General features: G+C 48.1%; 17 protein-coding genes, 6 tRNA genes and 1 other RNA gene. All 24 read left to right on the top strand.

The annotated features are described in order from the left end of the window. The first annotated feature begins 6 nt into the window (after positions 1 to 6). The 24 genes from ablB to FH749_00005 all read left to right on the top strand — a co-directional run bounded on the left by ablB (position 7) and on the right by FH749_00005 (position 16606). Positions 7 to 915: a putative beta-lysine N-acetyltransferase gene (ablB, locus tag FH749_00120; protein MTI93885.1), complete on the top strand. Its 909-nt coding sequence runs from the start codon at positions 7 to 9 to the stop codon at positions 913 to 915. Positions 916 to 1011: 96 nt separating this feature from the next. Then, entirely contained in the window at positions 1012 to 1833 is an 822-nt protein-coding gene (locus FH749_00115) for a Ku protein (protein ID MTI93884.1), read from the top strand. After that, on the top strand, positions 1830 to 2735 hold the full coding sequence (locus FH749_00110) for a hypothetical protein (GenBank protein ID MTI93883.1): 906 nt from the start codon (positions 1830 to 1832) through the stop codon (positions 2733 to 2735). The genes FH749_00115 and FH749_00110 overlap by 4 nt, the downstream gene beginning before the upstream one ends. Continuing rightward, positions 2698 to 3615, top strand: a complete 918-nt coding sequence (locus FH749_00105; GenBank protein MTI93882.1) for a DNA polymerase domain-containing protein — start codon at positions 2698 to 2700, stop codon at positions 3613 to 3615. The genes FH749_00110 and FH749_00105 overlap by 38 nt, the downstream gene beginning before the upstream one ends. Before the next feature lie 90 nt (positions 3616 to 3705). Further along, positions 3706 to 5775, top strand: a complete 2070-nt coding sequence (gene fusA / locus FH749_00100) for an elongation factor G (GenBank protein MTI93881.1) — start codon at positions 3706 to 3708, stop codon at positions 5773 to 5775. Between the two features lie 21 nt (positions 5776 to 5796). Continuing rightward, the gene (locus FH749_00095; protein ID MTI93880.1) at positions 5797 to 6918 is read left to right on the top strand and encodes an alanine--glyoxylate aminotransferase family protein; all 1122 of its coding nucleotides are present in this window, start codon (positions 5797 to 5799) and stop codon (positions 6916 to 6918) included. 64 nt (positions 6919 to 6982) lie between these two features. After that, complete coding sequence (gene serS / locus FH749_00090; protein ID MTI93879.1) at positions 6983 to 8236, top strand: serine--tRNA ligase; 1254 nt, start codon at positions 6983 to 6985, stop codon at positions 8234 to 8236. Between the two features lie 95 nt (positions 8237 to 8331). Then, positions 8332 to 8418 (top strand) — tRNA-Ser (locus FH749_00085). Between the two features lie 12 nt (positions 8419 to 8430). After that, positions 8431 to 8524 (top strand) — tRNA-Ser (locus FH749_00080). Positions 8525 to 8527: 3 nt separating this feature from the next. Continuing rightward, a tRNA-Arg gene (locus FH749_00075) sits at positions 8528 to 8604 on the top strand. Positions 8605 to 8660: 56 nt separating this feature from the next. Next, positions 8661 to 8737 (top strand) — tRNA-Arg (locus FH749_00070). A gap of 22 nt (positions 8738 to 8759) precedes the next feature. Continuing rightward, positions 8760 to 9206 (top strand): nucleoside deaminase, encoded by a 447-nt coding sequence (locus FH749_00065; protein ID MTI93878.1) that lies wholly within the window; start codon positions 8760 to 8762, stop codon positions 9204 to 9206. Between the two features lie 7 nt (positions 9207 to 9213). Next, positions 9214 to 9306 (top strand) — tRNA-Ser (locus tag FH749_00060). Positions 9307 to 9314: 8 nt separating this feature from the next. After that, positions 9315 to 9409: transfer RNA gene (locus tag FH749_00055), tRNA-Ser, on the top strand. 16 nt (positions 9410 to 9425) lie between these two features. Then, positions 9426 to 9690, top strand: an RNA gene (gene ffs / locus FH749_00050) — signal recognition particle sRNA large type. Between the two features lie 104 nt (positions 9691 to 9794). Beyond that, positions 9795 to 11219 carry a DNA polymerase III subunit gamma/tau gene (dnaX, locus tag FH749_00045; GenBank protein MTI93877.1) on the top strand — a complete coding sequence of 475 codons (1425 nt, stop codon included), beginning with the start codon at positions 9795 to 9797 and terminating at the stop codon, positions 11217 to 11219. 16 nt (positions 11220 to 11235) lie between these two features. Next, positions 11236 to 11553: a YbaB/EbfC family nucleoid-associated protein gene (locus FH749_00040; protein MTI93876.1), complete on the top strand. Its 318-nt coding sequence runs from the start codon at positions 11236 to 11238 to the stop codon at positions 11551 to 11553. Further along, positions 11553 to 12149 (top strand): recombination protein RecR, encoded by a 597-nt coding sequence (gene recR, locus FH749_00035; GenBank protein ID MTI93875.1) that lies wholly within the window; start codon positions 11553 to 11555, stop codon positions 12147 to 12149. Before FH749_00040 ends, recR begins: the two co-directional genes overlap by 1 nt. A 515-nt stretch (positions 12150 to 12664) precedes the next feature. Continuing rightward, positions 12665 to 12907 carry a DUF2508 family protein gene (locus FH749_00030; protein MTI93874.1) on the top strand — a complete coding sequence of 81 codons (243 nt, stop codon included), beginning with the start codon at positions 12665 to 12667 and terminating at the stop codon, positions 12905 to 12907. Between the two features lie 137 nt (positions 12908 to 13044). Beyond that, a complete protein-coding gene (locus FH749_00025; GenBank protein MTI93873.1) occupies positions 13045 to 13758 on the top strand; it encodes a hypothetical protein in 714 nt (237 codons plus the stop codon). A gap of 53 nt (positions 13759 to 13811) precedes the next feature. Further along, the gene (locus tag FH749_00020; protein ID MTI93872.1) at positions 13812 to 14897 is read left to right on the top strand and encodes a ferredoxin oxidoreductase; all 1086 of its coding nucleotides are present in this window, start codon (positions 13812 to 13814) and stop codon (positions 14895 to 14897) included. Between the two features lie 38 nt (positions 14898 to 14935). Continuing rightward, positions 14936 to 15667, top strand: coding sequence for a 2-oxoglutarate synthase (locus FH749_00015; protein ID MTI93871.1), 732 nt, complete (start codon positions 14936 to 14938; stop codon positions 15665 to 15667). After that, the gene (locus tag FH749_00010) at positions 15668 to 16330 is read left to right on the top strand and encodes a pyruvate oxidoreductase subunit gamma (protein ID MTI93870.1); all 663 of its coding nucleotides are present in this window, start codon (positions 15668 to 15670) and stop codon (positions 16328 to 16330) included. It abuts the gene before it with no gap. A gap of 12 nt (positions 16331 to 16342) precedes the next feature. Next, a complete protein-coding gene (locus FH749_00005; protein ID MTI93869.1) occupies positions 16343 to 16606 on the top strand; it encodes a 4Fe-4S dicluster domain-containing protein in 264 nt (87 codons plus the stop codon). Positions 16607 to 17051 lie beyond the last annotated feature (445 nt).

Below are 17051 nucleotides of genomic sequence, written 5' to 3'. Positions count from 1 at the left end.
GGGAATTTGGTGGAAATTCGGGAGCTCTATCTGGACAAGAACACATCAACTACAATCCATGGCAATCTATACGGATTGGATTATCAAATCGAGGAAGCTGGTTATCAAACCAAAGTCTACCTTGATTTGTACAATGACCGAATCAGGGTGATTAAATATCGAGGTGAAGACATAACCGGATTAACCCGGCGCTTGGATTATTTGGCGGAAAAAAACAGTTTTGGCAAGGTGTTTCTAAAGGCCCGCTCAGATGAAAGGGAGAAATTTTTGCCCCATGGCTATGTTCTGGAAGGGATTTTTAAGCATTATTTTAACGGTGAGCATGCCTATTGTCTGTCAAAGTTTTATTCCCAAGAAAGGCGTCTTAGTTATCGCTTTGAGGAAGCTACGGCAATCATGGAAGATGTGTCCAGAATAGAGCCTGATTCTATTGCCGATTATCCGGTTGCCGAGGGCTTTGCCTTGCGGGAGGCAACCAGCGAAGATATCCCCGCCCTGTGTAAGTTATACAAGAGTGTGTTTAAGACCTATCCGATTCCGCTGAATGACCCTACTTATTTGGAACTGTTGTTGGCCAGCGATTATTATTTTATTGTGGCCACCGACAAAGATGGACGGATTGTCAGCTGTGCATCGGCAGATATGAGTACCGAATACGGTAACGCTGAGATTACCGATTGTGCTTCTTTGCCGGAGATGCGGGGTAAAGGGTTGATGGCAGCAATTATTAATGCCCTTGAACTGGAGATGAAAAAAAGGGATATCAGTTGTTTGTATTCTCTGGCCAGGGCGCTTTCTCCGGGGATGAATACGGTGTTCCGTAAACACGGCTACACTTTCACAGGCCGATTAGTGAATAATTGCAATATCTTTGGCAAGTTTGAAGACATGAATTTATGGGTTAAAAAAGTATGATGATAGCGGCGCCGCGGGCGCCGCTTTTCTATTCACAATGAAATATTCCTTTCGTTTTGGAGACACTAGGTCAAAAATCAGTTCAGGAGGTCACCAATGCGCCCAATGTGGAAAGGGGCCGTAAGCTTTGGCCTGGTAAACATCCCGGTAAAGATGTACGCTGCCGTTGAAGATCGATCCCTAAAATTTAAGTATTTGCACAAAAAATGTAACACGCCGCTAAAATATAAACGCACCTGCCCCCGATGTGACCAGGAAGTGGAATGGGAAGAGATTGTTCGTGGTTACGAATTTCAAAAAGACCGCTTTGTATTAGTGGAGGATGAGGATTTCGAGAAAATTCCTTCGAAACAGACCCGGGCAATCGATATTATTGACTTCTGTGAGCTAAAAGAAATAGATCCGATTTACTATGAACGTAGTTATTATCTCGGCCCTGAGGAAACCGGGAAAAAAGCGTATAACTTGCTGGTTTCCGCCCTGCGCGATACTGGTAAGGTGGCTGTTGCCAAAGTGGTGATTCGCTCAAAACAAGCTCTGGCTGCAGTGCGTGTTTTTGATGATGTGCTGGTGATGGAGACCATGAATTACCCCGATGAAGTGCGCTCCCGGGCCGATGTTCCTGGCGTGGAGCCATCTCTGGAGGTCTCCGATCGTGAACTGGAGATGGCAACCCAGTTGGTAAGCAGTATGGCGGCACCCTTTGAGCCGGAAAAATATACTGATGAATACCGCAGGGCTTTGCTGGAGCTGATCGAGGCAAAAATTGCAGGCAAAGAGCCGGTGCAACCGGATGCTGCGCCAACAGAGGGAGTTGTCGATTTAATGGACGCTCTCCGTTCCAGCTTGGAAGCTGTAGAAAAGGAGCGGTTCACACCGGATAAACAGAAACCCAGAGAAAAGGGTAAGGTCGTGTGATTGAACCGGGCAAACTTGTGCCCATGGAACCAGTGCTCAAGGAAAAGGTGCAAAATAATCCTGATTATGTTTATCAGGTGAAATGGGATGGAATTCGCATTATCGCTTTTGTTCAAAACGGAGCGGTTGAGCTACAAACAAAAAAAGGGCGTCTGAAAACCCAAACTTATCCAGAGCTAAATGCTCTGGCTGAACTATCCGGGCAGCCACTAATAGCCGATGGCGAAGTAGTGGCCATAAAAAATGGGCGCCCGGACTTTGGCTTGATTCTAAAACGCAACTTCACACACGGGCCAAAGCCATCGATTCCAATCAACTATGTGATTTTTGATTTGCTCTGCTTTGCCGGCCAAGACTTGCGCAATCAACCGCTCAGTCAGCGCTTGGAGAAATTATCCGAAATAAAGCCTGTTGGTGTTAGCTCAGCAATAGATAATTTCATTGACGGCGAAGCTCTCTTCAAAAAAACCGAACATTTGGAATGGGAGGGAATTGTGGCCAAAAAGCTTGACAGTCCCTACCTGCCTGGCAAGCATCCTTATTGGTATAAGGTCAAGCGAACTTTAGTGGAGAAAATGACAGTAATCGGTTACACACTAAACCAGGGACATTTGGCTTCTCTTTTGATGGCCTATGATTTTGGCGAGGGTCTGCAATTTGCAGGTGCTGTAGGATCTGGACTTACCAGCCATCAGCGCCGGCTGTTGTTAGAGATACTTGGCGAGCTTGAGAAAGCAGGTCCAGTGGTTCCGCTGAAAAAGCACCCCAATTGGCGTTTTGTCCGGCCTTTAATAAAGGCAGAGGTGGAGTTTCGGGAGTGGACCAGTAATTTAACTGCGCGGGCGCCGGTGTTTAAAAAACTGTATGTGGGGGACACATGCTTTGAATTACCTCAATATTGAAGGTCGCGAAATTCGAGTCACAAACCTGGACAAAGTGCTTTGGCCGGAGGAAGCTTTGACTAAGGGTCATATGATTGAATACTACATCAAGGTGTCCTCGCTGCTTCTGTCCCATGTTTTCAATCGACTGATGTCCGCGCAGCGATTCCCTGATGGTATCGACAGACAGGGATTCTACCAGAAGAATTGTCCTGAGGGCGCACCGGATTGGGTCGAAACATATAACTTAAAACGGGATAAGGGAAAGGAGACAAATTATATCCTTGTCCAGAACCTGTCTACCTTGGTTTGGATGGCTAATACAGGGGTGATTGAGTTTCATCCCTGGTTATCATCAGTGAGGTCGCTGGATAATCCTGATTTTGCGGTGTTCGACCTCGACCCAATGGAGCGGTTTGGCATCGAGCAGGTGATTGAGATTGCAGCGGCGATTGGAGATTTGCTGGGGCAGCTCAAGCTGCAAGCCGACATAAAAACATCTGGTTCTACAGGTTTGCAAGTTTTTGTCCCGCTAGAGCCTGTCTACACATATAAGCAAGTGCGCGATTTCGTACAGTTATGTTGTAATGTAATTAATCGTCAGTTTCCGGAATGGACGACCATGGAGCGAAATATCAGGGATCGGCAGGGTAAAATTTATCTGGATTACATGCAAAATGCTCGGGAGAAAACAATTGTCGCCGCCTACAGTTTGCGCCCCCGGTCGGAGGCAACCTATTCCGCTCCTTTGCGGTGGGAAGATGTCTATAACAAAAAAGTAAATCCGAAAGATTACACTCTGGCCGCAGTGTTGAATGGTCAGCAACCGCTGCCTTGGATGGCTGGCATCGGTCCGCAGCGCTTGGAAACAGCGGCCGACATACTGGGCAAAATCCTTTAAATTTACGACTGTTGCAGGATTTTCTGATTGTGCAGTCGAAAGTATAACAGAGTTTTCACGTTGGGCTAATATTTTTTAGGAGGAGATTGTGTGAGGAGCTACAGCACCGATAAAATCCGTAACATAGGCATTATTGGCCATGGCAGTGCTGGTAAAACCACGCTGACCGAGTACATGCTCTTTACATCCGGTGCCATTCCCCGGACTGGCCGGGTGGAAGATGGAACGACCACTACTGATTTTGATCCCGATGAAATCAAAAAGCAGATCAGCATCAATGCATCTCTGGCGCCGTTAGAGTGGCAGGAGCATAAGCTGAATTTCGTTGATACCCCCGGATATTTTGATTTTGTTGGCGACGTTGTCGGCTCTCTTCGAGTAGTTGATAGCACACTTGTTGTACTTTGCGCTGTTTCTGGTGTGGAAGTCGGGACAGAAAAGTCTTGGGGTTATGCCAATGCTGGCAACCTCCCCCGGATATGTTTCATCAACAAGATGGACAGGGAGAATGCCAATTTTGATAAAACCCTAGAACAGGCCCGGGAAAGATTTGGCGCCAATGTTGTACCGGTCCAAATTCCCATTGGCAGTCAGGACGATTTCAAAGGTGTTATTGACTTACTAAAGATGCAAGCTCTGGTTTTCGATGGGAATAAATTCACCAGCCAGGAAATTCCCGCCGAGTATCAGGATGACGCAGAGACCTACCGGGAACAAATGGTAGAAATAGCCGCCGAAACCGATGATGAACTGACCATGAAGTATCTAGAAGGTGAAGCGCTGACGGAAGAAGAAATACAAACCGGCGTACAAAAAGCCGTCCAGTCTGGAACAATGGTGCCTGTGCTCTGTGGTTCCGCAACCAAAGGCATTGGAGTCAGCCAGCTCTTGGACTTCCTCGTTTTCGCCGCGCCAGCTCCTTCGGATAAGCTGGAGGCCTTGGATGAAAAGGGCGAAATAATCCAACTGCCCGCAACCGAGTCGGAGCCTTTCCGAGCCCTGGTTTTCAAAACGATGGCCGACCCATACGTTGGCAAGGTAAGCTTTTTCCGGGTTTACAGCGGCAAGATGACTGCCGATTCACAAGTATACAACTTAAACAAGGAAAAAATGGAGCGTGTCGGACAGATCTCTCTTTTCCGAGGCAAAAACCAGATTCCGGTTAGCGAGGTTTTACCTGGCGACATTGCAACTGTGGCAAAATTACAGGACACCAATACCGGTGACACAATTTGCACCAAAGAAAATAAATATAGGATCAAGCCGATAGAATTTCCTGTGCCGATGACGAGTTTTGCTGTTGAACCCAAGTCAAAGAATGATGAAGAAAAAGTGGGAAGCGGTCTGGCAAAATTCCTTGAAGAAGATCCAACATTCCGGGTTGAGCGGAACACTGTGACAAAACAAACATTGATATACGGTATGGGTGAAACCCATTTGGAGATTATCGTCAGCAGGCTGGCGAAAAAGTTTGGTGTCGAAGTTGAGCTGAGCAAACCGAAGATTGCATACAAAGAAACAATCAAAGGCTCAACAAAAGTTGAAGGTAAGCATAAAAAACAATCGGGTGGTCGTGGGCAGTTTGGCCATGTTTGGATTGAGTTTGAGCCGTTGCCCCGGGGAGAGAAGTTTGAGTTCGTCGATAAAATTTTTGGTGGCGCCGTGCCCCGCAATTATATTCCCGCCGTGGAAAAAGGTCTGATTGAAGCAATGGAAGAGGGTGTGCTGGCAGGCTACCCGACCGAAGATATCAGGGCGATTCTCTATGATGGCTCATACCACAATGTCGACTCATCGGAAATGGCATTTAAGATTGCTGCTTCATTGGCATACAAGAAGGGCATGGTGGAAGCGAAGCCGGTTCTGCTTGAACCGATAAACAATGTAGAGATTCAGGTTCCAGAGGCGTTCATGGGCGATATCATGGGTGACCTAAATTCCCGCCGCGGACGGATTATGGGGATGGATCCCCAGGATGACGGTACCCAGGTAGTTAAAGCCCAGGTACCTGAGGCCGAAATGTATAAATATTCGGTGGACTTGCGGTCGATGACTCAGGGCCGGGGAAGTTTCACCATGGAGTTCTCCCACTACGAAGAAGTGCCGGCCAATATAGCTGAAAAAGTTATCGAAGAAGCTAAACGGGAAAAAGAAGAATAGCTTAAAAAGGCCAGGCTGAACATGCCTGGCCTTTTTACGACCAGGAGGGTGCCGATGCTTAAGCAATACTTGGCGCTTCCGGGGCCGACCACGGTCAGCCCGGATGTGCTGCAGCAAATGTCAATGGAAATGATTAATCACCGTGGCCCGGAGTTTGCACAATTATATGAGAATGTAGTTGATAATTGCAGAACATTGTTCCAAACTAAGAATGATCTTTACATCCTTACCAGTTCCGGCACTGGCGCCGTTGAGGCTGCTATTGTGAACACACTGTCTCCGGGCGATTCTGTCCTGGCGGTGATTAATGGCGCTTTTAGTCAAAGATTTGCAGACATTGCCAAGGCTTATGGCGCCAGGGTAACAGAATATCAGGGTCCCTGGGGAGAACAAGCTGACCTCAATGAGCTGGAAATTATTTTAAAGGGAAAAATCTTTAAAGCTATTCTCATCGTTCATTGCGAAACCTCAACAGCGGTGTTGAACCCGCTACAGGAATTGGCAGCAATGAGAGATCGCTTGCAACCCGAGGCTTTAATGCTAGTGGATGCAGTAAGTTCATTGGGCGCTGCAGAAATGCCTGTAGATAAGTGGCGCCTGGATGTGGTAGTAACAGGCTCCCAAAAAGTGCTGGCTGCGCCACCGGGCCTGGCGATGATTAGTTTTGGCGAGCGGGCCTGGCAGGCGTATGAACAGGCGAAAATGCCAAAAGTGTATTGGGATTTGGGGCGTTATCAGCAATATAGTCAGCTGGGTCAGACGCCTTTTACACCAGCGCTCTCTCTGTTTAAGGCTCTTGAGGCTGCCAGTGGAAAGATTGTCCAGGAGGGACTGGAGCGTTCAATCGCCAGGCATCGGCGGATAACAAAGATTATTCGTTCGGGGCTGAAAGAGCAGGGTCTCCGTTTGTTATGCAGTGATGAAGCGGCAGCGACAACAGTAACCGCGGCTTTAACTCCGGAGAGTATTGATATCAACGTTCTGATTAAACATCTGCGGGAAAAGCACGGTTTGGTTTTGGCCCGCGGCCGGGGGCGCTTGTCTGAAAGTGCTTTTCGCATTGGCCATCTAGGACTTGTAAGCGAGGATGATGCGAGCTACTGTTTACGTTTATTGGCTAAAGGCCTGTCCGAGTTGACGTAACTTGTTTGTAGCACTAAATGGTGTTATCATATGAAAATAAAGTAGAGTTTTGGAGGCTGTACCAATGTTAGATTTAAAATTTATTCGCGAAAACGCCGAACTGGTAAAAAAATCAATGCAGAGGCGTGGCACTGAAGACCGAGCCGTGGATCAAGTTCTGACTCTTGATGAAAAACGCAGGGAGCTTTTGGGTTCTGTCGAAGAGTTGAAACGGCTTCGTAACCAAGTGTCGCAACAGGTTGCATCGTTAAAGCGCCAAGGAAATTCAGCCGAGGCTGAGATTGCAAGCATGCAATCGGTGAATGAGCGCATTCGGAACTTAGACGAGCAATTATCATTGGTACAGAATGATATGGAAGAGTTACTCCTTACTATTCCGAATGTCCCTCATGAAACTATCCCGGACGGATGCACAGAAGCTGATAACCAACTTGTCAAAACCTGGGGAGAACCGAATTCTCAACCCAGAGCCAAAGCCCACTGGGATTTTGAAGAATTAGATTTTGAAAGCGCGGGCAAGATTACCGGGTCTAGATTCTGTTTTTATCGGGGTATGGCGGCTAAACTTGAGCGAGCCCTGATAAATCTAATGCTTGATACCCATGGACAGGGTGGCTACGAAGAGGTTATACCACCGTTTATGGTCAATGCTGACAGCATGCGGGGGACCGGGCAGCTGCCAAAGTTTGCAGAGGATTCTTTTTCGGTAAACTACAAAGACTATTATTTAATCCCGACAGCGGAAGTGCCGTTGACTAACTATTACAGGGATTGCACACTGAAAGAAGTTGAGTTGCCAATTAAGTTTGTCGCCTACAGCCCTTGCTTTCGCTCAGAGGCCGGTGCCCATGGACGCGACACCCGCGGATTAATTCGCAACCATCAGTTCAATAAAGTCGAATTGGTAAAATTTTCACATCCCGGGCAGTCTTATCAAGAACTTGAAAAGATGTTAGGGGATGCTGAACGCATACTACAGTTATTAGAACTACCCTATAGAGTGGTGACACTTTGTGCAGGTGATCTTGGTTTCTCGGCTGCAAAGACCTACGATATTGAGGTATGGCTTCCATCCCAAAACTGCTATCGGGAAATATCTTCAGTTTCGAATTTTGAGGATTTTCAAGCACGCCGGGCAAATATTCGCTATCGTCCGGAGGCAGGCGGAAAAAGTCGGTATGTTCATACACTCAATGGTTCCGGGTTGGCAGTTGGGCGTGCGTTGGCCGCAGTGTTGGAGAACCATCAAAAGGACGATGGCAGTGTGATTTTGCCGGCAGCGCTTGCCCGATATATGGGCGCTGAAAAAAATTTTTAATGAAAGATAATTTTTCAACCACTGGATTATACTGACGGTTTTGTTGCATTGACAATCCGGGCAAAGGTATGTTACAATTTCTTTCGTCACCTGTTGGAGGGGTGTCCGAGTGGCTTAAGGAGCTGGTCTTGAAAACCAGTGACTCGCAAGAGCCGTGGGTTCGAATCCCACCCCCTCCGCCATCAGAGTGTTAGGGAGAGATGCCCGAGTTGGCTGAAGGGGATCGCCTGCTAAGCGATTAAGCGGTTTAAAGCTGCTTCGAGGGTTCGAATCCCTCTCTCTCCGCCATACGTGCCCGTAGCTCAGCTGGATAGAGCGTTTGACTACGAATCAAAAGGCCCCAGGTTCGAATCCTGGCGGGCACGCCATTGAATATTCCGTCGCCGACTCTGTTCGGTGGCTTCTTATGCATATGGAATGCTGTGCGCCCGTAGCTCAGCAGGACAGAGCAACGGTTTCCTAAACCGTGTGTCGGTGGTTCGAGTCCTCCCGGGCGCACCATCTATTAAAGCAGGTGGTTTAGATGCGCCATGAGTTTTTTATGCAACTGGCGCTGGCCGCTGCCCGTAAGGCCCAGAGTCAAGGAGAGGTGCCCATCGGCGCAGTGATTGTCCGAGACAGCAAAATTCTTGGCGTGGGATGGAATCGACGCGAACAGTTGAAGGAACCCACCAGTCACGCCGAAATCGAAGCAATTAGGAATGCCGTTAAGCGCTGGGGGGACTGGCGATTATACGGCAGTGATATTTATGTTACCCTGGAGCCCTGTTTGATGTGTGCAGGCGCATTGCTTCAGGCAAGGGTGCGGACCGTGTACTTTGGCGCCTTTGATCCGAAAGGGGGCGCATTGGGTTCACTTTTGGATGTATCTGAAGTGGCAGGATTTAATCACAAATTGGTGGTGCGCGGAGGGCTGTTGGCCGACCGCTGCAGCCAAATTCTAAAAGATTTCTTTAAAACAATACGTTAGTAAGTGCGGAGAGATGGCTGAGTCTGGCTTAAAGCGCTCGCCTCGAAAGCGAGTGGGCGGTAGTCCCGTCCCGTGAGTTCGAATCTCACTCTCTCCGCCACCATTCGCGGAGAGATGGCTGAGTTTGGCTGAAGGCGCTCGCCTGGAAAGCGAGTAGACGGGGTTAACTCGTCTCGAGGGTTCGAATCCCTCTCTCTCCGCCACTATGTTAATTCTTGGCCGTGCTAGATGGGGAGGTAGCGGTGCCCTGTAACCTGCAACCCGCTATAGCAGGATTGAATACCCGTGTTGAGGCCCCGATTCTGTGGGGCTGGCTCCGGCAAGTAGTGTTGACTGCCGGGTCCTGGGCAATTGGCCTCTGTGAACCCCGTCAGATCCGGGAGGAAGCAGCGGTAAGCAGAAGCGTCAATGTGCCCCAGGGGAGCCTGGCACGAGCCAACTACCGGGGTATCGCCCATGGGTCGGTGTCGAGAACGGGGCACGGCCAATTATAAAGCTAGTAACCGCACAACTTTTGGTTGTGCGGTTTTTTTGCAAAACAAGCCGTTGTTAAAGTATAATTAACTTTGTGGGGAAGGGGGAGTGAATTTGCAATACCAATCGCTATATCGGCAGTTTCGGCCTACGGGCTTTACCGAGGGCTATGTAGGACAACAGCATATAGTGCGTACTTTGCAAAACAGCCTGAAGGCCAACCGGGTCGGTCATGCTTATTTGTTTTCCGGTCCCAGGGGGACAGGCAAAACAACTACCGCAAAGATTTTGGCCAAAGCCGTGAATTGCCTATCCGGCGACAGTCCTGTGTCTGAGCCCTGTAATCAGTGTGAGCTTTGCGCACAGGTAAACAGTGGTCAATCTATTGACGTTTTGGAGCTAGATGCCGCCACCAACCGGGGCATAGAGGAAATACGCGATTTACGGGAACGTGTACGTTATGCGCCGGCAGTGGGTCGGTATAAAGTCTACATAATCGACGAAGTGCATATGTTGACTACCGAGGCGTTCAACGCTCTGCTCAAGACCCTGGAGGAGCCGCCTGCCCATGTTATCTTCATTCTTGCCACTACGGAGGCCCATAAAATTCCGGCAACGATTTTGTCCCGTTGTCAGCGCTTCGATTTTCGTCCGTTATCTGAGGAGCAAATTGCCGCCCATCTTTGTCAGGTGGCCAAGTCCTCAGACGTTAGCGTGAGCAAGGCTGCTGCTGAACTGGTGGCTTTTCGCGCCCAGGGTGGCATGCGGGACGCACTCGGCCTGTTGGAGCAGGTTATCGCTTACGCCCAGGGAGAAATCGATGAAACCCAGGTCTGGGAAGCCCTGGGGACGGTTGATCGTTCGCGTTTGATTGAGTTTATCAACTATTTGGGTGCCGGGGAAATCAAGACGGCCCTGGAAATGGTTGCAGATTTTAGCGCCCAGGGTGTGGATATGGTGCAACTGCTTTCCGATATTTTGGACTTTCTACGACAATGTCTGGTGGCAGCAAGCGGAGCAGTTCAGTCCGATCAATACCGGGAAATCACGGGCCGTTGGCGCTCGGAGCAACTTATGGCGCTCATGGATTTAGTGGCGTCTGAACTAAAGGAAAGTAAATACTGGCTTCAGCCCCGGCTGGCTGTGGAAATGCTGGCGGTTAGGGCCTGTCGGGAACAGTTTTTGACCAGACCAGAATCGAAAACAGAGCCGGTAATCCAGCAGAAGGAGATTAATCCAGCAACGCCACCAAAGAAAAAAGCAGATTCGACGCCGGCAGCAGTAGTCCCGACGGAAAAAGTAAGCAGTGCAAAATGGGAGGAATTGTTAAAGATTGTAAAACATGAGAGCATCAGTACCTATGCTTGGCTGAAGGAGGCTTCTGCAAGCCTCAAAGGCAATAGTCTGCAATTAAACTATCCTAAGGGATTCATGTTGCACAGGGATAATATAGTTAAAGGAGAGCATCGTCAAAACATTGTGCCGGCGCTCAAGCAAGTTTTTGGCGTCGACAGCTATGAAGTGGACATAGAAAAATAAGACAGGAGGTTTTATCATGGTTGGTGGAATGGGCAAAGCAATGAAGCAAATTCAAAAGATGCAGGCAGACATGATGAAAATGCAGGAAGAGCTGGGTGAAAAAACTGTTACTGCAAGCGCCGGCGGCGAAGTAGTGGTGGTTGAGGTGGACGGTCATCGAAAGCTGCGCTCAATCGAGGTGAAGCCAGAAGTAGTTGATCCCGACGACATTGAGACCTTGCAGGATCTATTGCTTGTCGCTGTTAATGAGGGGTTGCGCAAGGCAGAAGAGATGGCAGCCGAAGAGATGAAAAAAATTACAGGCGGCATGAAGCTGCCCCCCGGTTTATTCTAATGAAGTACTATGACAGCCTGGCCAATTTAATTGGCCATTTTCAAAAATTGCCGGGCATCGGCGGCAAAACAGCCCAGCGCCTGGCTTTTTTTGTATTGAAAATGCCGGAAGCTGAAGTAAAGAAATTTGCTGCCGCTCTGGTGGAAGCACGTACTAAATTACTGCACTGTAGCCGCTGCGGCAATATGACTGATAAGGACCCTTGTCATATTTGCAGCGACCCCAAAAGAAGCAACGAGACCATCTGTGTTGTTCAGGAGACGCGGGATATTTTAGCGATGGAAAAGACGTTGGAATACAAAGGTTCGTATCATGTTCTAAACGGCGCCATTTCACCGCTGGAGGGCATTGGGCCGGACGATCTGAATATTCAGACTCTGCTCAGGCGGGTAAGTGAAGAAAAGCCCCGGGAAATAATAATTGCCACCAACCCTAATGTCCAGGGCGAGGCAACAGCAATGTATATTGCCCAAATTCTCAAGCCGCTTGGAGTGCTGGTCACTCGAATAGCACACGGGCTCCCGGTGGGAGGCGATTTGGAATATGCCGATGAAATGACTCTCGCCCGGGCGCTTGAGGGCAGAACAAAACTTTAAGGATGGGCAGCCATGTCCGTGAGTGTATAAAGAATCAGGCGACCCGACTCTGATTTGGTGTACAGGCCCTATTCTGAAGCCGGCATGACGGCCAAGCAGCCAAACCCCGGTTTTTTCAATAACAATGCAAATATATTGCTTGTCGCCTTTGCCGACAAGGAGCCCTGTGGTTTTCTATTCGCCTATCGTCTGGATAGTCTCGATTCCCTGTAGCCCATATATTCCATTGATGTTTTTCCGGCCTGGCAAAGACAAGGTGTCGGCGTCAGATTGATCAATGAACTGATGCTGTCAAGGAAAACTGTTCTGAGCTTTTTCTCTTGACAAACGATAGTAATATGGCGGCAAAAGCCCTGTATGAAAAGCTAGGCGGTAAACGCGAAAATACTGATGATGTTATGTACGTGTACGAATTATAGATTTGTTGTAAGCATCTTCTTTATGTTTACCGTCAATTAAAATGGACATAATACCACCTGTAACAGAGTATAAGAAACACAGGTGGTGATTTTTTTATGTTTGCCAAAGCAAGGGCCCGTTTAGAAGAGTGGTTTCGCAGTATTGCTCCAGAAGATACCGAAGCTGCGAGCGCGCCAACGCCTGAAGAGATGTTGGAAGATGCCCGACGGCAATTACATGCTGCCCGCGCCTATTTCCACAATGTCAGTGACCCTGAGCTCGTAGATTACGCCATCAAGTCACTGGAGTTAGCTGAACGTCGTTATGATTATTTGTTAAAATTGGTTAGAAATCCATAAATTATAAACAACGGCCTGCACTGCAGGCCGTTGTTTACTTGACGCTTTAAAACACCGTCTGTTATACTGGTTTAGTAAACCTTGTTATTATAACCAACCCTTTAAAAAAAAGGGCAAAAACAGCTGTTGCATTTAAAATGTTTATCTGTATTATAACAGAAAAGAATGGTGGGAGCTGTGATAAAACAGTGAAGCGTTTTGTGGAAGCGTACATTGGTGAATATGCAAGCGGTAAGAGTGAAAACGCAATTAATCGCAGTCTCGAGTTGTTGGCCCAATCGCGAAAAGTTACGCTGGTTGATTTGGATACTGTTGAGCCGTTCTACACTTTGCGTCCATTGAAAAAGGAATTAGAGACAAAAGGCTTAAATGTCATAGCCTGGGCCCCGGAGGAAGTCATGGGCTTGGGTGAAGCCGGGTCCTTAGTTAACCAGGAAATGCTGTGGGCTCTGCGCAATCCAGGTGACATCATCCTTGATATTGGTTACGGCGTTCATGGCGCGAAGATTTTTAATCTCCTGGAAGGCGCCGATACGGATCCCGATTTTACAGTAATTGCCGTGGTAAATATAACCCGTCCGGTTACCGGCTCGGTTGATGATATTGTTGACTATATTCGTGAATTGGGGCATGTTGATGGGTTGGTAAACAACACTCACCTAGGTGATGAAACTACTCTGGAGATTATTGAAGAAGGCGCAGAAATGATTGGCCAGGCTGCAGATATCCTTGAGCTGCCGATTCTTTATACTGCGGTAACAGAAGAGCTGGCTGCCAAATTCAGCGAGACAGATAAACAAGGCAATCCTGTCAAAGTCATCAAGCGGTTTATGCCGCAGGCATTCTGGTAAGATGTCGTTTGACAATTGTATAAAAATTATACTAAATAATGGAGGTGTTGTTTGTGAGCGATAAGCCTGTACAGGGCGAGAAGCGTGTGTTCATGACAGGTAACGAAGTCGTTGCCTGGGCTGCGCTGGCAGCTGAAGTCGACATCATGTATGGCTATCCGATTACTCCCCAGAACGAAATTATGCATTACTGGACTCGGATGGCGCCCAAATTTGGCCGCAAGTTTTTGCAGACTGAAGATGAAATTTCCGCAGGGTTCACAACTGTAGGCGGGGTAATGGCAGGGAAAAAAGCGTTTTCAGCCACTGCCGGTCCCGGGAACACATTGTTCCAGGAACCGATGTCAATGGCGGAAATGATGCGGATACCCACAGTTGTTGTTATTCAACAGCGTGGCGGCCCATCAACAGCTACAGTTATTTACTCTCAGCAGGAAGTTACCATGACAACCTTCGGTGGTAACGGTGAAGGTTTCCGGGTAGTTTACTCAACTGCTGGACACCAAGATCTTTATGACTATACCATCAAATCCTTTAATACTGCCTGGAAGTATCGGTTCCCGACCTTTGTTTTGGCAGACGGCTACCAGGCTAAGATGCGCGAGCCATTGACCATTTATGATCCGGCTGAAAAGGGTATTGAGATGGTTAAGCCTGAACCATTTGTAGGACGGCCCGGTATGCCGGGTGTAGATCGTCCTACCCAATATTTACGTAATACCTATAATACCGAAGTTGAGCTATATGATGCAGTCATGGACATTGCCAAGGATTATGAAGCAGCTATGGAGGACCTGATGGAGTGGGAGAACTTCATGACCGACGATGCTGAAACCCTGATTGTCGCCCATGGCGTTGTTTCCCGTGCTGCTCAAGGCGCATTGCCTGAGTTGCGGGACGCTGGCATTAAAGTTGGACACTTCCGTCCCATCACCTTGCGGCCATTCGCTAATGAAGAGCTACGTAAAGCGGCTAAGAATGCTAAGAAAATTCTCGTCGTTGAGTCGGCTTATGGTCAATTCCTCAAGCTGGTCAAGGAAGCTCTGTATGGTATGGATCTTCCGATTGAAACAATTCTCCGTCCTGGCGTCGGAATTACTTCCGAAGAGATTGTTGCCAGGATTAAGGAAGGGAGGTAGCGACAATGGCAAAGAATACGGATATCTACAACGCCCCGATGCCCAAGTCCTGGAACCCGGAAACCAAGCCCCATAAGTTCTGCCCGGGCTGCGGTCACGGTTTGGTCTTGAAAGTGCTGGGTGACGCAATTGATGAGTTGGAAATACAAGATAAGGTTGTATTCGGTTGCGACATCGGATGTTCACTGCTAGCATGGGATTTCTTCAACTGTGATTCGATTCAGACCCACCATGGTCGGACGACACCGGTTATTACAGGTGTTAAGAGAGCAACTCCGGACAGGATTGGAATCGCCTACATGGGTGATGGCGGTGGTTACGCCATCGGTTCCCAGCACCTTGTCAATGCCGCTACTCGGAACGAAAAGATTACAGTTATTCTTGTAAACAACACCAACTATGGTATGACTGGTGGTCAAATGGCGCCAACTACTTTGCCAGGACAAAAGACCGAAACCAGTCCTTATGGGCGTGACCCTCTAGACACTGGCTATCCGACTCTGGGTCCTGAAATGGTTTCTGCAATTGCCCGGGAAGGTGCATATGTGGCTCGCGGGACCATGTCAAATTTGCGTCAACTGAAAAAGTTCATCAAAAAAGCGTTGCAAAATCAGATAGACGGCAAAGGTTTTTCCTTTGTTGAGGCGTTATCTAGCTGTCCCACAAACTGGCGCACAAACGCAGAGGCAACTTGGAACTTTGTCGAAAAGGATATGGCCGACTACTTTAAGGTTGGCGAATTTAAAGCTCCTGCAAAGGAGGAAAAATAAATGGCTATTAAAATAGCGCTTGCCGGTGAAGGTGGCCAGGGCGTCCAGGCAATTGCAAACATTTTGGCTGAGGCGGCTGACGCAGAGGGCAAAGAAGCGATTTACATCCCTAACTTTGGTGTAGAGCAACGGGGTGGCGTTTCGATTGCCTATGTCCAGATTGATGATGAACGTATTGGTTCACCCAAGTTCCCCAAAGGCGACATCGTCATCGCTCTCAGTGCGCGGGCCATCGAGCGTACCCGGCGTTATGTTGATGAGCGTACTACTTTTGTCTATGACAGCTCAATCACTGCAGCTGCTGAGATTCAAGAAGATGTCATGGGTGTTCAGGCCAATGACGCCGACCCGCGGGTGCAACGTGAAACAATGACTGTTGATTCCAGCAAGGAGAACAAGTCCGGGCTCAACCTGCCCGATAACGCTGCAAACGTAATTGGCATCCCTGCCAATGATATCGCTAAAAATGATCTCCATCCTCGGGTCTTCAACGTTATTATTCTTGGCGCTGTTATCAAGGCCACTGGTGTTGTGCCTGTAGAGAGCATCAAGAAAGCGATTGAGGATAAACTGGGCAGCAAATTTGAAGCGAATCCCGAATTGCGGGAGCTGAACTACAAGGCTCTGGAAAAGGGCATGAGTCTTGTAGAGCGGGTAGTTTAGGGGGTGAAAACTATGGAAGCTAAAAAATATCGCGCTATTTCCCAACCAGGTAAAAAGGCGAGCTTCAATCTGTTCCCCGATTTGTGTAAGGGTTGCGGCCTGTGCATTCAAAAATGTCCTGTAAACATCATCGAGTGGTCTAAGGACCTGGGGGTTTATGGTACCCCTGCTGTTCGCACCTATGACCAGGATAAGTGTATTGCCTGCAAGATCTGTGAAGATGTTTGCCCGGACACAGCTATCTATATCGACAAAGTTAAGAAAAAAGATAAGTAACAAAGGCGGCCCGCGGGCCGCCTTTGTTATTATAGTAAATCATTGCGCTTTAACTCCGATAATTTTTTGGGTAATAGAAAAGGGAGGAATAATTATGGATGTGGTTAAGCAAATTTGACTACAAATAGTTGACTTAGCAAACGATAATGATGTATATAAGGAAAAGATTTTCACAAAAAAAGTCGGAATAATTTACCAAGGTTCGTTTTGTTGACAACGGCTTGGCGGTGTGTTATATTATGAAAGTCGCCGCGACAACAGCGGCAAGACAAGCAATGAGGTTCGGCATTTTCGGCGCGAACCGACAAGCAAAGAGGTTCGTTATTTTCGACGGCTTCGCCGGCGAAAAAACGGAGATCCTTGAAAACTGAACAGTGAGTAAGAGAAGCGATTTAAACCAGTTGTTTTTGAGAGTTTCAGACTCTCTTCGAAATTTTTTTGGAGA

This window comes from Bacillota bacterium, assembly GCA_009711825.1.
In the GTDB taxonomy this organism is placed as follows: Bacteria; Bacillota; Proteinivoracia; order UBA4975; family VEMY01; genus VEMY01.
The sequence above is the reverse complement of the archived record's forward strand: the minus strand, read 5'-3'. Positions and strand labels throughout refer to the sequence as shown.

Bases quoted from the DNA above. Each gene is read 5' to 3' on its own strand.
- FH749_00025 (MTI93873.1), top strand. From the start codon at position 13,045: ATGTTTATCTGTATTATAACAGAAAAGAATGGTGGGAGCTGTGATAAA.
- recR (MTI93875.1), top strand. From the start codon at position 11,553: ATGAAGTACTATGACAGCCTGGCCAATTTAATTGGCCATTTTCAAAAA.
- FH749_00040 (MTI93876.1), top strand. From the start codon at position 11,236: ATGGTTGGTGGAATGGGCAAAGCAATGAAGCAAATTCAAAAGATGCAG.
- serS (MTI93879.1), top strand. From the start codon at position 6,983: ATGTTAGATTTAAAATTTATTCGCGAAAACGCCGAACTGGTAAAAAAA.
- FH749_00065 (MTI93878.1), top strand. From the start codon at position 8,760: ATGCGCCATGAGTTTTTTATGCAACTGGCGCTGGCCGCTGCCCGTAAG.
- FH749_00030 (MTI93874.1), top strand. From the start codon at position 12,665: ATGTTTGCCAAAGCAAGGGCCCGTTTAGAAGAGTGGTTTCGCAGTATT.
- FH749_00010 (MTI93870.1), top strand. From the start codon at position 15,668: ATGGCTATTAAAATAGCGCTTGCCGGTGAAGGTGGCCAGGGCGTCCAG.
- FH749_00115 (MTI93884.1), top strand. From the start codon at position 1,012: ATGCGCCCAATGTGGAAAGGGGCCGTAAGCTTTGGCCTGGTAAACATC.
- FH749_00005 (MTI93869.1), top strand. From the start codon at position 16,343: ATGGAAGCTAAAAAATATCGCGCTATTTCCCAACCAGGTAAAAAGGCG.
- FH749_00095 (MTI93880.1), top strand. From the start codon at position 5,797: ATGCCTGGCCTTTTTACGACCAGGAGGGTGCCGATGCTTAAGCAATAC.
- FH749_00015 (MTI93871.1), top strand. From the start codon at position 14,936: ATGCCCAAGTCCTGGAACCCGGAAACCAAGCCCCATAAGTTCTGCCCG.
- FH749_00105 (MTI93882.1), top strand. From the start codon at position 2,698: ATGTGGGGGACACATGCTTTGAATTACCTCAATATTGAAGGTCGCGAA.